Source organism: Streptomyces sp. G-G2, from assembly GCF_030063135.1.
In the GTDB taxonomy this organism is placed as follows: domain Bacteria; phylum Actinomycetota; class Actinomycetes; order Streptomycetales; family Streptomycetaceae; genus Streptomyces.
In genome coordinates, this window is the sequence record NZ_JASISO010000008.1 from 166,556 (window position 1) to 179,425 (window position 12,870).

Here is a 12,870-nt window from a genome sequence, read left to right on the forward strand (position 1 = left end):
AAACTCGTCACATTCCTCGTCGTGGAGCGGGGTGCGCTCCGTGGCCCGCGGCGACTTCCCTGAGGTAGGGGTTGGTCGCTCGCTCGCGGCCGATGCTGGTCTGGGGACCGTGGCCGGAGAGCACCAGCGTCGAGTCGTCGAGCGGCAGGCACACGCGGGCCAGCGATTCGAGCATCTCGGCGTGGGAGCCGCCGGGCAGGTCGGTGCGTCCGATGGAACCGGCGAAGAGCAGGTCGCCCGAGAAGAACACCGACGGGACGTCGGCCGCCTCGGGGACCTGGAAGGTCACCGATCCCTTCGTATGCCCCGGCGCGTGCGCGACGGTGAACTCCAGACCGGCCAGGCCCAGCCGGGCGCCGTCGGTCAGCTCGCGGACGTCGTCCGGCTCGCCCACGGTCAGCTCGCCCATGAGCGGCATCCCGATGGAGCGGCCGAGGGCCTTCTCCGGGTCGCTCATCATGTAGCGGTCCCGCGGGTGGATCCAGGCGGGCACGTCGTGCGCTCCGCACACGGGGACCACCGAGGCCACGTGGTCGATGTGGCCGTGGGTGAGGACGACCGCGACGGGCTTGAGCCGATGCTTCTTCAGCGTCTCCTCGACACCCTGGGCGGCCTGGTGGCCCGGGTCGATGATGACGCACTCCTCACCCGCGGCGGGGGCGACCACATAGCAGTTGGTCCCCCAGGCCCCGGCGGGGAACCCGGCAATCAGCACGTTCGTCCTCAATCGTCAGGTGGGGTTGATGCAGATCAGAGCCTACCGGCGACGCTCATCACACAGCGAACCCATATACGGTACGGCCACAGTGGTTCCTTACGGCCCACAGTCCCACAGCCCCAAGGAGACGAGACCCGGTGGTCACGAGCGATCAGCGGCGGCGCCAGCTCGCCAGGGAGAAGTTCGAGCGTCAGCAGGCCCGCAGGGCCACGGCCCGCCAGCAGGCCCGCAAGCGGATGGCCGTGATCGGCGCCGCGGCGGCCGCGGTGGTCGCGGTGCTGGTCGGCCTGACGGTGGGCGGCGTCTTCGACAGCAAGAAGGACAAGACGGACGCGGCCGCGAACCCTTCGGCCTCGCCGTCCGCCGCTCCCACGCCGAAGACCTCCCCGTCACCGGCCATGGCCATCGACGCGAAGGCGAAGTACAGCTTCTCCCTCAAGACCAACGAGGGTGAGATCAAGATCGGCATGGATGCGGCGAAGACCCCGCAGACCGTGAACTCGTTCAAGTCGCTCGCCGACAAGGGCTTCTTCGACAACACCAAGTGCCACCGCCTGACCACCGAGGGGATCTTCGTCCTCCAGTGCGGCGACCCCGAGGGCACCGGTATGGGCGGCCCCGGCTACACCATCGCCGACGAGAACCTCGACGCGCTCGGCAAGGCGAACGAGCAGGGCCAGGTCGTCTACCCGGCGGGCACGGTCGCGATGGCCAATACCGGCCAGCCCCGCTCCGGCGGCAGCCAGTTCTTCCTGGTCTACAAGGACAGTCCGCTGGCACCGACCTACACCCCCTTCGGCACGATGGACGCGGCGGGTCTGAAGATCGTGGAAGAGGTGGCCAAGGGCGGTGTGGCCGACGGCGACAAGGCTCCGGCGCCGAAGAAGCCGGTCACCATCGAGAAGGCCGCGGTCACCAAGAACTAGGGCGGAGCGGCCGCCCGGACCGGCGAGATTCCGTCGTGCTGGATGCGGACAGCCGGGCCGACGGTCGCCTATGTTGGCGTTGTGCGGGGCGGGCGCTGCCCGCCCTAGGAAACTGTGGACGATGCCACGGGGGCTGATACCCCCGCAGGCATCATGTGGAGGAGGCGCTGTGAGCAGCGATCCGTGGGGCCGCGTCGACGAGACGGGCACCGTGTACGTGCGTACGGCCGATGGCGAGCAGGTCGTCGGCTCCTGGCAGGCGGGCACCCCCGAGGAGGCCCTGGCCTACTTCGAGCGCAAGTACGAGGGCCTGGTGGTCGAGATCGGCCTCCTCGAACGGCGGGTACGCACCACCGATCTGTCCTCCAAGGACGCGACGACGGCGATCGGCCACCTGCGGACGCAGCTGGACGAGCACCACGCGGTGGGTGACCTCGCCGCGCTGCGGGTCCGGCTGGACAAGCTCGTCGCGACCGTGGAATCGCGTCGCGAGGAGCGCAAGGTCCAGAAGGCAAAGCAGACCGACGAGGCCCGTCTGGCCAAGGACAAGCTGGTCGTCGAGGCCGAGGAACTGGCGCAGAGCGACCAGTGGCGCAGCGCGGGCGAGCGGCTGCGGGCGCTCGTGGACACCTGGAAGGCGCTGCCGCGCCTCGACCGCAAGTCGGACGACGAGCTGTGGCACCGCTTCTCGCACGCCCGTTCCGCCTTCTCCAAGCGCCGCAAGGCGCACTTCGCGTCCCTGGACGCGCAGCGCGAGGACGCGCGCAAGGCCAAGGAGAAGCTGGTCGCGGAGGCCGAGTCGCTGTCGAAGTCGACCGACTGGGGTCCGACGGCGGCGCGCTACCGCGATCTGATGTCGGACTGGAAGGCCGTCGGGCGGGCGCAGCGCGAGTCCGAGGACGACCTGTGGAACCGTTTCCGCGGTGCGCAGGACGTGTTCTTCGCGGCGCGCGGCGAGGTCTTCGCCGAGCGCGACGCCGAGCAGGACGAGAACCTCAAGCTCAAGGAGGAGCTGGCCGACGAGGCCGAGAAGCTCCTGCCGATCACGGACCTGAAGGCGGCCCGCGCCGCGTTCCGTTCCCTGAACGAGCGCTGGGAGGCCGTCGGCCACGTACCGCGTGACGCGCGGCCGAAGGTCGAGGGCCGGATGCACACGGTCGAGCGGGCCCTGCAGGAGTCCGAGGAGACCGAGTGGCGCCGGACGAACCCGGAGGCGCGTGCGCGCGCGGCGGGTCTGACCGGTCAGCTGCAGGCGGCGGTGGACAAGCTGCGCGGCCAGATCGACGTGGCGCGCGCCGCGGGCAACAACGCGAAGGCCGACAAGCTGGCGCGTGAGCTGGAAGGCCGTCAGGCGCTGCTGGACCAGGCCGTCAAGGGCCTGGAGGAGTTCGGCGGCTGACCGGGTTCGCCCGCCAGGTACGGGGAGGGGCCCCGGTACGGAGTTCCGTACCGGGGCCCTTCGCCGTGCTCCCGTCGCCGGGTTCCCTTCGCCGTGCTCCCGTGCTCCCGTCGCCGGGTTACGGGCGGCGGGCCGAGGTGACGCGGTAGACGTCGTAGACGCCTTCCACCCCGCGTACGGCCTTCAGGACGTGGCCCAGGTGCTTGGGGTCGCCCATCTCGAAGGTGAACCGCGAGGTGGCGACGCGGTCGCGGGAGGTCTGGACGGCGGCCGACAGGATGTTCACGTGCTGGTCCGAGAGGACGCGGGTGACGTCCGACAGCAGCCGGGACCGGTCCAGCGCCTCGACCTGGATGGCGACCAGGAAGACGGACGACTGGGTCGGGGCCCATTCGACCGCGAGGATCCGTTCGGGCTGCTGCGAGAGCGAGTCCACGTTGACGCAGTCGGCGCGGTGCACCGATACGCCGCTGCCACGGGTGACGAATCCGATGATCGGGTCGCCGGGGACCGGGGTGCAGCAGCGGGCGAGCTTCACCCAGACGTCGTCGACGCCCTTGACCACCACGCCCGGGTCGGCGTTCTTGCGGCGCGTGGCCCGGCTGCGCGAGGGCGGGGCGCTCTCCTCGATGTCCTCGTTGGCCGCGTCCTCGCCGCCGAGGGCCTGGACCAGCTTCTGTACGACGCCCTGCGCGGTGACGTGGCCCTCGCCGATCGCCGCGTACAGGGAGGAGATGTCGGGGTAGCGCATCTCGTGGGCGAGGGTGACGAGCGAGTCGCCGGTCAGGATGCGCTGGATCGGCAGGTTCTGCTTGCGCATGGCCCGCGCGATGGCGTCCTTGCCGTGCTCGATGGCCTCGTCGCGGCGCTCCTTGGAGAACCAGGCGCGGATCTTGTTGCGGGCGCGCGGGGACTTGACGAAGCCGAGCCAGTCGCGGGAGGGGCCCGCGCCCTCGGCCTTGGAGGTGAAGACCTCGACCAGGTCGCCGTTGTCCAGGGTGGATTCGAGCGGTACGAGCCGCCCGTTGACCCGTGCCCCTATGGTGCGGTGGCCGACCTCGGTGTGGACGGCGTACGCGAAGTCCACGGAAGTGGCCCCCGCGGGCAGGGCGATGACGTCGCCCTTGGGCGTGAAGACGAAGACCTCGTTGCGCGAGAGGTCGAAGCGCAGCGAGTCCAGGAACTCGCTCGGGTCCTCGGTCTCCTTCTGCCAGTCCAGGAGCTGGCGCAGCCAGGCCATGTCGTTGACCGTGTCGTGGCCGGCGCTGCCCTTGGCGGCCTGCGGGACGTCGGTGCGGACCTTGGAGGTGCCCGCGACGGTCTGCTGCTTGTACTTCCAGTGCGCGGCGATGCCGTACTCGGCGCGGCGGTGCATGTCGAACGTACGGATCTGGAGCTCGACGGGCTTGCCGCTGGGGCCGATGACCGTCGTGTGCAGCGACTGGTACATGTTGAACTTCGGCATCGCGATGTAGTCCTTGAACCGGCCGGGGACCGGGTTCCATCGCGCGTGCACGGTGCCGAGGGCGGCGTAGCAGTCCCGGACGGTGTCCACGAGCACCCGGATGCCGACCAGGTCGTAGATCTCCGCGAAGTCGCGTCCTCGGACGATCATCTTCTGGTAGACGCTGTAGTAGTGCTTGGGACGGCCGGTGACGGTGGCCTTGATCCGGGCGGCGCGCAGGTCGCTCTGCACCTCGTCGGTGACGACGGTGAGGTACTCGTCCCGCTTGGGCGCGCGCTCGGCGACGAGGCGGACGATCTCGTCGTACATCTTGGGGTAGAGGATCGCGAAGGCGAGGTCCTCCAGTTCCCACTTGATGGTGTTCATGCCCAGGCGGTGGGCCAGCGGAGCGTAGATCTCCAGCGTCTCGCGGGCCTTCTTCTCCTGCTTTTCCCGCTTGAGGTAGCGCATGGTGCGCATGTTGTGCAGGCGGTCGGCGAGCTTGATGACCAGGACTCGGGGGTCCTTGGCCATCGCCACGACCATCTTGCGTACGGTCTCGGCCTGGGCGGCCTCGCCGAACTTGACCCGGTCGAGCTTGGTGACCCCGTCGACGAGGAGGGCTACGGCGTCGCCGAAGTCGCGTCTGAGCTGCTCCAGGCCGTACTCCGTGTCCTCCACGGTGTCGTGGAGCAGACCGGCCATCAGGGTGGCGGGGTCCATGCCCAGTTCGGCGAGGATGGTCGTGACCGCGAGCGGGTGCGTGATGTACGGGTCGCCGCTCTTGCGCTTCTGGCCCCGGTGCCAGCGCTCGGCGACCTGGTAGGCCTGCTCGATCTGGCGGAGGGTGGCGCTCTCGATCTTCGGGTCGTTGCTGCGGACTATGCGCAGCAGGGGTTCCAGGACCGGGTTGTACGGGTTGGACTTCTGGCCGCCCAGCCGGGCGAGCCGGGCGCGCACCCGGTTGGAGGACCCGCCGCCGGGCTTCGCGGGCGCGGGCCGTGCCGGGGTGGCCGGGGCTCGAGCCGGGGACACGGCCGGGGCCGGAGACGCGGCCGGGGCCGGAGGGGGCGTCGCGGCGTCCGCCGCAGGCTGCTCGGGCTCGCCCTGCGGGTCGGGCTGCGCGGCGGAGAGTGGCTGGACCTCGTCTGGCAAGAGTGCTCCTCATGCGGATCCGGGGCCCGGTCAGGTCCGGATAACCCATGGTAGCGAGGCTTCCGCCCCACCGTCCGCCCCGCCCACCCTCCGGACCCGCCGACGTGTCCGCGGAACCCCGACCGGGTGCGGTGGCTCGCGCGGCCCCGGATGGCCCGTCGCCCCCCGCCGCCCCCGGCGGCGCCTCAAAGGCCGGCGAGGCTGGAGAGGGCACCGGCCGCAGGCAGCCCTGACCCTGCGGGCACACCACACCCAGCCCCGCCGGGGAACCAGCACGCCCGCGCCACACCCAGCCCCGCCGGGGAACCAGCACGCCCGCGCCACACCCAGCCCCGCCGGGGAACCAGCACGCCCGCGCCACACCCAGCCCCGCCGGCGTTTGAGGCGCCGCCTGAGGCGCGGACCCGGGGGGCCGCAACCGCACCCGCGCCCCAGCCCCGGCCCGGCCCCGCGGCTTCGGCCGGGCGGCCGGGGAACGGCGAAGCGGCGGGTCCCCCGGGGAGGGGGGCCCGCCGCTTCGGCGTAGGGAAGGGAAGGGAGGGGAAGGACCGTCAGACCACGATCAGGGCATCCAGCGGCGCCCCGGCGAGGACCGGCTCCAGCCGCGCCCTCCCCGGCAGGAACGACAGTTCCATCAGCACCGCGACCCCGGCGACCTCGGCCCCGGCCCGCCGGATCAGTTCCAGCGAGGCCTCTGCCGTACCCCCGGTGGCCAGCACGTCATCGATGACCATGACCCGGTCACCCGGCGCCAGGTCCTCCGCGTGGACCTCGATCTCGGCGGTGCCGTACTCCAGCTCGTAGGACTGCGCCAGCGTCGCCCCCGGCAGCTTGCCCGCCTTGCGCATCGGCACGAAGCCGATGCCCGACCGGACGGCTGCCGGAGCCGCCAGGATGAACCCGCGCGCCTCCAGCCCGACGATCTTCGTCGCACCCCGGGCCTCGCACAGCTCCGCCAGCGCCTCCGTCAGCGCGGAGAACGCCTTCGGGTCCGCCAGCAGCGGGGTGATGTCCTTGAACATCACGCCCGGCTTCGGGTAGTCCGGTACGTCCTTGATCCGGCTGAGCAGCAGCTCCTGGACCCCGTCGGGCAGCGCGTACGCCGCGGCGGCGGTGCTCATCGGCGACGCCCCGAGGCGCGCCCGTTGCGGCCCTGGGCCACGACCCCGCCACCCTCCTCGGCCTCGGTGAAGTCGTCCGGCGACTCCCCCTTGGCCTCGGCGGCCGCCCGCTTGGCGAGCACCCGCTTCTTGAGCGCCTTCATCGCGGGCTCGCGCTCCTTGAAGTCGACGACCAGCGGGGTCGCGATGAAGATCGAGGAGTACGCGCCGGCCGCGAGGCCGACGAACAGCGAGAGCGAGATGTCGTTGAGCATGCCCGCGTCGAGGAAGCCGCCGCCGATGAACAGCAGCGCGCCGACCGGGAGCAGCGCCACGATGGTGGTGTTGATCGACCGGACGAGGGTGCCGTTGATGCTGCGGTTGGCGACCTCGCTGAAGGTCCAGCGGGTCTGCTTGGTGATGTCCTTCGACCCCTCCTTGAGACCGTCGAAGACGACGACGGTGTCGTAGAGGGAGTAACCGAGGATGGTCAGCAGACCGATCACGGTGCCCGGAGTGACCTCGAAGCCGACGAGCGCGTACACGCCGACGGTGATGGTGAGGTCGTGGATCAGGGCGATGAGGGCGGCGATGGCCATCCGCCACTCGAAGGCGATCGCGAGGTAGATCACCACGAGGACCATGAAGACACCGAGGCCGGTCCAGGCCTTGTTCGCGATCTGCTCGCCCCAGCTGGGGCCGACCAGGTCGGCGTTGATGTCGGCCTCGGCGACCTTGAGGTCGGCGGCGAGCTGCTTCTTGACGCTCGCCGCGTCGCCGGTGTCCAGGCCGGAGACCTGGATGCGCAGGCCGCCGGTGCCGAGCTTCTGGACCGTCGCGTCGTGACTGGAGGCCTTCTCGGCGTCCGCGGTGGCCTTGGCGACCGAGACGGCCGTCTTCGGAGTGGTGAAGACGGCACCGCCCTTGAACTCGATGCCCATGTTGAGGCCCTGTACGGCCAGGGCCACGATCGCCGTGATGGTGATCAGGATGGAAACGCCGTACCAGAGAAAGCGCTTGCCGACGAAGTCGTATCCGACCTCACCGCGGTACAGCTTGGCGCCGAGATCTCCCAGCTTCGACATCTCTCACGCCTCCTTTGCGTCGACGGGGGCGGAGACTGCGGAGGCACCCGCACCGGAATCGGAACCGGTACCGGAGCCGGTACGACGGGACCGGCGCAGCGGCGGCTTGGCGCCGAGCCGCTTCGGGTCGAGCCCGGACCACGGGTGGCCGCTGGAGAAGAACGTCGTGCGGGCCAGCAGGGTCATGACCGGCTTCGTGAAGAGGAACACCACGACCACGTCGAGCAGGGTCGTCAGACCCAGGGTGAAGGCGAAGCCCTGCACCTTGCCGACGGTGACGATGAACAGGACCGCCGCGGCCAGGAACGACACGAAGTCGGAGACCAGGATGGTGCGTCGGGCCCGCGGCCAGGCGCGCTCCACGGCGGGGCGCAGGGTGCGGCCCTCGCGGATCTCGTCGCGGATGCGTTCGAAGTACACGATGAACGAGTCCGCGGTGATGCCGATGGCGACGATCGCACCGCAGACGGCGGGCAGGTTCAGCGCGAACCCGATGCCCTTTCCGAGCAGCGCCATGATCGTGTAGGTGAGGATGCCGGAGACGACGAGGCTGATGATCGCGATGAACGCGAGGCCCCGGTAGTACGCCAGCAGGTAGATCACGACGAGGGCGAGGCCGATGGCGCCGGCGATGAGGCCGGCCTTCAGCTGCTCGCCGCCGAGCGCGGCGGTGACGGTGGTGACGCTGTCCTCCTGGAAGGACAGCGGCAGGGCGCCGTACGAGAGCATGTTGCCCAGGTCCTGCGCGCTCTGCTGGGTGAAGCCGCCGGAGATCTCGGCGCTGCCGCCGGTCAGGGCCTGGCTGACGTACGGGTCCGAGATGACCTCGTTGTCGAGGACGATCGCGAACTGGTTCTGCGGGGACTGCTTGGTGGCCAGCTCACCGGTGATCTTGGCGAACTTGTCGGCGCCCTTGTCGGTGAACTGCATGGTGACGATCCACTGACCGCGCTGGGTGTCGATGACACCCTTCGCGTCCTTGACGTCCTGGCCGTCGACCCCGGCCGGGCCGAGGACCCACTTGCCCCAGGTTCCGCCGCGCTTGCCGCAGGCGAGCGTCGGGTCGCCGGGCTTGACGCCCAGGCCGACGGCCGCGCGCTGCTTGTCGTCGGTGCAGTCGAGGGCGACGAACTTCGCCTGGAGGTCGGCGACGGCCGCGTCCGCGCCCGAGGGGGCCGGAGTGGGCGCCTTGGTGTCGTCTGCCTTCTTCGACTCGCTCGCCGAGGGCGAGGGAGTGGGGCTGCCGGTGGCCATCAGGGCCTCGGGTACGGCACGGCCCTGGGAAGTGGCGCTGGACGACGGGTTGGGCGAGGCGCTCTTGCCGCCGTCGCCCTTCGGGGCACCGGAGGTACCCGCCGAAGGCGTGGGCGACGGGTTGCCGGAGGCGCCCGTTGAGGCGGTGGGCTGGGGAGCGATCGGCTTGCCGTCCGCGAAGGCCAGGACGGGCCGGAAGTACAGCTGGGCGGTCGTACCGACCTGGTCGCGCGCCTGCTTCTCGTTCGTCCCCTTGGGGATGTTCACGATGATGTGGTCGCGGCCCTGCGTCTGGACCTCGGCCTCCGAGACGCCGAGACCGTTGACACGGCGCTCGATGATGCCGACCGCGGTGTTCATGTTGGTCGGGTTGATCGAGTCCGGCTTGCCGGGTTCGCTCTTGGCCTTGAGCGTGATGCTCGTACCGCCCGCGAGGTCGATGCCGAGGCGGGGAGTCGTCTGTCCGGTCAGGAACATCCCCGCGGTGAGCGCCACCATCGCGATCAGGATGAGGGCCAGGGCGCGCCCCGGCCTCCCCTGAGCCCCCGTGGGCCTCCGGCCCTTCTTCGGTGCTGCCACCTTGTCGTATCTCCCTGTCCAACCGCCTCGCACCGGGTCAGCGCGCAGACGGCCACGAAATGTGTGTGGGGACCCCTGCCCCCCGCAGATTCGGGTCACTGAAGGGGACCGCCGCGGCCTCCGATCAGGTGCCGTGCGGTCCCCCGCCGAGCGCTACTTGACGCCGGGCTCGCCGTCGGTCGTGCCGTCGGTCTTGCCGTCCTTGGGCTCCTCGGCGGCCGACTCGTCCTTCTTGCCGAGGTCGAGCTTGGGGGCGTCGGCCTTGTCGGCCTCCGCGGGCTCGTCCTTGAGCAGCGAGGAGGCGTCGTCGGGGACGACCGGCGTGTCGATGTTCAGATCATCACCGGTGCCGTGGACGATGCGGTTGTACTCCTCGTCCTCCAGGACGGCGCCGATGGAGTTCTTCGCGAAGATCGCGTGCACGCCGGGGGCGATTTCCAGGGTGACGGTGTCGTCGCCGATCTCCTTCACCGTGGCGTACACGCCGCCGATGGTGCGCACGCCGGTGCCGGGGCCCATCTGGTCGCGCATGGTCACCGCCGCCTGCTGCTTCTTCTTGGCGGAGCGCGTCATCAGGAACATCGCCCCGATGAGCACGACGAACGGGAGGAAGGTCAAGAGGCTACTGTTCACGGGACGAAGATCCTTCGCACGACCGCAGGTGAGCGGCCTTTTCTACGGGGGGTGGGCATGCCGGCCGTTACGGCCAGCATCGGCGGAGTCTAGGCGAGTCCACACCGATGGAACAACGCCCAGCATGGCACCGCAGTTCCTGACCGGTCGAACCTCCGCGCCGTCAGCCCCCGAACAACCCCGCTTGTCCGCCCGAACCGGTCGTGGGACGGACCGGCGGTACGAGCCCGAGGTGAGCCCACGCGGCAGGTGTCGCCACCCGTCCCCTGGGCGTCCGCGCCAGCAGTCCCTCGCGTACCAGGAACGGTTCGGCGACCTCCTCCACGGTCTCCCGCTCCTCCCCCACCGCCACCGCGAGGGTGGACAGGCCCACCGGACCACCGCCGAAGAGCTTGAGCAGGGCCTCCAGGACGGCCCGGTCCAGCCGGTCCAGTCCGCGCTCGTCCACCTCGTACACCTTCAGGGCGGTGGCGGAGACCGCGCGGTTGATCACGCCGTCCTCCCGGACCTGGGCGTAGTCGCGGACCCGGCGCAGCAGGCGGTTCGCGATGCGCGGGGTGCCGCGGGAGCGGCCCGCGATCTCGGCGGCGCCCGCGGTGTCGATCTCCACGTCGAGGAGCCGCGCGGAGCGGTGGATGACGCGCTCCAGCTCCTCGGGGGCATAGAACTCCATGTGGCCGGTGAATCCGAAGCGGTCCCGCAGCGGGGGCGGCAGCAGACCGGCCCGGGTGGTCGCCCCGACGAGGGTGAAGGGCGGCAGCTCCAGCGGGATCGCCGTCGCGCCGGGTCCCTTGCCGACGATCACGTCGACGCGGAAGTCCTCCATGGCCATGTAGAGCATTTCCTCGGCGGGCCGCGACATCCGGTGGATCTCGTCGAGGAAGAGGACCTCGCCCTCCTGGAGCGAGGAGAGGATCGCGGCGAGGTCGCCCGCGTGCTGGATGGCGGGGCCGGAGGTGATCCGGATCGGCGCGCCCATCTCGGCGGCGATGATCATCGAGAGGGTGGTCTTGCCGAGGCCGGGCGCGCCGGAGAGCAGCACGTGGTCGGCGGTGGCGCCGCGCTGGCGGGCCGCCTTGAGCACCAGGTCGAGCTGCGCGCGCACCTTCTCCTGGCCGACGAACTCCCCGAGGTCCTTGGGCCGCAGGGCCGCCTCGACCGCGCTGTCCTCGCCGTCGGCGGCGGCCGCGACCAGCCGGTCCGCCTCGGCGTCCACGGCGCTCTCGGGGGGCTCGCTCTGGTCCCAGTTCACGGTGTCAGTCTGCCTTCTGGTCTGTGCGGTGCGTACGGCGCCCACGGCCGCGGCCGCGGGGTCAGCGGGCGCGGGGTCAGCGGGCGCGGTTCAGGGTCTGCAGAGCGGCGCGCAGCAGCTGGGGCACGGGGGCGGGACCCCCGGCGGCGATCGCCGCTTCGGCCTGCGGGGTGACCGCGGAGACCGCCTCCTCCGCCTCGCGGGAGGCGTAGCCGAGGCCGATGAGGGCGGCCTGGAGCTGTTCGGTCCAGGGGGCCGGTCCTGCGGCCGCGGCGGCCCGCTGGGCGCCGACCAGGGCTCCGGTGCCCAGGGGCTGGCCCAGCTTGTCCTTGAGCTCTAGGAGCAGCTTCTGGGCGCCCTTCTTGCCGATGCCGGGGACCGCGGTCAGCGACTTCTCGTCGCCGGTGGCGACGGCGAGGCGCAGCGCGTCGGGGCGGTGCACGCCGAGCATGGCCTGGGCGAGGCGCGGGCCGACCCCGCTCGCGCCCTGGAGCAGCTCGAAGACCTGCCGCTCGTCGTCGTCGGCGAAGCCGTAGAGGGTGAGGGAGTCCTCGCGCACGACCAGGGAGGTGGCGAGCTTGGCCTCCTGCCCGAGGCGCAGTCCGGCGATGGTGTGCGGAGTGCAGTGCAAGGCCATGCCCACGCCGCCGACCTCGATGACGGCCGTGGTGGTGGCGAGCGCGGCGACCGGGCCGCTGACGAAGGCGATCATCGGGTACGGCCTTTCGAGGCGGCGTGCAGGGCTACGGCCTGCTGGAGACGGTTCTGGGCGGGGGCGCGCCAGATGTGGCAGATGGCGAGGGCGAGGGCGTCGGCCGCGTCGGCGGGCTTGGGGGGTGCGGCGAGCCGCAGCAGGCGGGTCACCATCGCGCCGACCTGCGCCTTGTCGGCGCGGCCGCTGCCGGTGACGGCGGCCTTGACCTCGCTGGGGGTGTGCAGGACGACGGGCAGTCCGCGGCGCGCGGCGCAGAGCATCGCCACCGCGCTGGCCTGGGCGGTGCCCATGACGGTGCTCACGTTGTGCTGGCTGAAGACCCGCTCCACCGCGACGACTTCGGGCCGGTGCTCGTCGAGCCAGGCCTCCAGCCCGGCCTCGATGGCGACCAGCCGGAGGCCGATGTCGGCGTCCGCGGGGGTGCGTACGACGCCCACTCCGAGCATGGTGAGCGGACGGCCCGCGACCCCCTCGACCACGCCGACCCCGCACCGGGTCAGGCCGGGGTCCACTCCGAGCACGCGCACTGGCCCCTCCTCCGTCGGTACGTTCGTCCGTTCGTGCAGGCTATAGGGCCGCACTGACATCGGGTGCGCACACACCGACGGGC

Annotated in this window: 11 protein-coding genes; 2 read left to right on the top strand and 9 right to left on the bottom strand. The window is 71.1% G+C overall.

The annotated features are described in order from the left end of the window. Positions 1 to 7: 7 nt before the first annotated feature. Positions 8 to 715 carry an MBL fold metallo-hydrolase gene (locus tag QMF80_RS09420; RefSeq protein WP_283451486.1) on the bottom strand — a complete coding sequence of 236 codons (708 nt, stop codon included), beginning with the start codon at positions 713 to 715 and terminating at the stop codon, positions 8 to 10. A 140-nt stretch (positions 716 to 855) separates the two neighbouring features. Here QMF80_RS09420 and QMF80_RS09425 point away from each other — a divergent pair, with 140 nt between their 5' ends. Further along, positions 856 to 1,644, top strand: coding sequence for a peptidylprolyl isomerase (locus QMF80_RS09425; RefSeq protein WP_283451488.1), 789 nt, complete (start codon positions 856 to 858; stop codon positions 1,642 to 1,644). A gap of 169 nt (positions 1,645 to 1,813) precedes the next feature. Beyond that, positions 1,814 to 3,043 carry a DUF349 domain-containing protein gene (locus QMF80_RS09430; protein WP_283451490.1) on the top strand — a complete coding sequence of 410 codons (1,230 nt, stop codon included), beginning with the start codon at positions 1,814 to 1,816 and terminating at the stop codon, positions 3,041 to 3,043. Positions 3,044 to 3,161: 118 nt separating this feature from the next. On the opposite strand, the gene QMF80_RS09435 is transcribed toward QMF80_RS09430, so the two are convergent. From QMF80_RS09435 to ruvC, 8 genes are all read right to left on the bottom strand, one after another. Continuing rightward, positions 3,162 to 5,642, bottom strand: a complete 2,481-nt coding sequence (locus tag QMF80_RS09435) for a RelA/SpoT family protein (protein WP_283451492.1) — start codon at positions 5,640 to 5,642, stop codon at positions 3,162 to 3,164. 551 nt (positions 5,643 to 6,193) lie between these two features. Continuing rightward, on the bottom strand, positions 6,194 to 6,763 hold the full coding sequence (locus QMF80_RS09440) for an adenine phosphoribosyltransferase (RefSeq protein WP_283451494.1): 570 nt from the start codon (positions 6,761 to 6,763) through the stop codon (positions 6,194 to 6,196). Next, on the bottom strand, positions 6,760 to 7,827 hold the full coding sequence (secF, locus tag QMF80_RS09445; RefSeq protein ID WP_283451496.1) for a protein translocase subunit SecF: 1,068 nt from the start codon (positions 7,825 to 7,827) through the stop codon (positions 6,760 to 6,762). The genes QMF80_RS09440 and secF overlap by 4 nt, the downstream gene beginning before the upstream one ends. A 3-nt stretch (positions 7,828 to 7,830) precedes the next feature. Next, positions 7,831 to 9,660, bottom strand: a complete 1,830-nt coding sequence (gene secD, locus QMF80_RS09450) for a protein translocase subunit SecD (protein ID WP_283451498.1) — start codon at positions 9,658 to 9,660, stop codon at positions 7,831 to 7,833. Between the two features lie 153 nt (positions 9,661 to 9,813). Next, on the bottom strand, positions 9,814 to 10,293 hold the full coding sequence (yajC, locus tag QMF80_RS09455; protein WP_283451500.1) for a preprotein translocase subunit YajC: 480 nt from the start codon (positions 10,291 to 10,293) through the stop codon (positions 9,814 to 9,816). A 163-nt stretch (positions 10,294 to 10,456) separates the two neighbouring features. Next, the gene (ruvB, locus tag QMF80_RS09460; protein ID WP_283451501.1) at positions 10,457 to 11,545 is read right to left on the bottom strand and encodes a Holliday junction branch migration DNA helicase RuvB; all 1,089 of its coding nucleotides are present in this window, start codon (positions 11,543 to 11,545) and stop codon (positions 10,457 to 10,459) included. Positions 11,546 to 11,621: 76 nt separating this feature from the next. Then, positions 11,622 to 12,257: a Holliday junction branch migration protein RuvA gene (ruvA, locus tag QMF80_RS09465; RefSeq protein ID WP_283451502.1), complete on the bottom strand. Its 636-nt coding sequence runs from the start codon at positions 12,255 to 12,257 to the stop codon at positions 11,622 to 11,624. Further along, the gene (ruvC, locus tag QMF80_RS09470; RefSeq protein WP_283451503.1) at positions 12,254 to 12,787 is read right to left on the bottom strand and encodes a crossover junction endodeoxyribonuclease RuvC; all 534 of its coding nucleotides are present in this window, start codon (positions 12,785 to 12,787) and stop codon (positions 12,254 to 12,256) included. The genes ruvA and ruvC overlap by 4 nt, the downstream gene beginning before the upstream one ends. Positions 12,788 to 12,870: the final 83 nt, after the last annotated feature.

Bases quoted from the DNA above. Each gene is read 5' to 3' on its own strand.
- ruvA (WP_283451502.1), bottom strand. From the start codon at position 12,257: ATGATCGCCTTCGTCAGCGGCCCGGTCGCCGCGCTCGCCACCACCACG.
- secF (WP_283451496.1), bottom strand. From the start codon at position 7,827: ATGTCGAAGCTGGGAGATCTCGGCGCCAAGCTGTACCGCGGTGAGGTC.
- QMF80_RS09440 (WP_283451494.1), bottom strand. From the start codon at position 6,763: ATGAGCACCGCCGCCGCGGCGTACGCGCTGCCCGACGGGGTCCAGGAG.